This window comes from Nonomuraea composti (genome assembly GCF_012034275.1).
Lineage (GTDB): Bacteria > Actinomycetota > Actinomycetes > Streptosporangiales > Streptosporangiaceae > Nonomuraea > Nonomuraea composti.
Window position 1 is genome coordinate 1 of sequence record NZ_JAATEP010000186.1, and the last position, 239, is coordinate 239.

The following is a 239-nucleotide window of genomic DNA, read 5'->3' on the forward strand; positions in this document are numbered from 1 at the left end:
GACGTGCCGAGCACGTCGCAGGTGCAGATCTGGGACTGCAACGGCCAGGCGAACCAGCAGTGGGCCTCGACCAGTGCGGGTGAGCTGAAGACGTCCGACGGCCGGTGCCTGGACGTCAACGCGGCCGGCACGGCCGACGGCACCGCGGTCATCACCTGGACCTGCAACGGCCAGAACAACCAGAAGTGGCGCCTGAACAGCGACGGCAGCATCACCGCCGTCGGCGCGAACAAGTGCCT

Annotated in this window: 1 protein-coding gene; it reads left to right on the forward strand. The window is 68.2% G+C overall.

Annotation, left to right across the window (positions count from 1 at the left end; all coding sequences use genetic code 11):
* On the forward strand, nucleotides 1–239 hold a 239-nt coding region (locus HCN51_RS57910), incomplete at both ends, for an RICIN domain-containing protein (protein ID WP_168022250.1).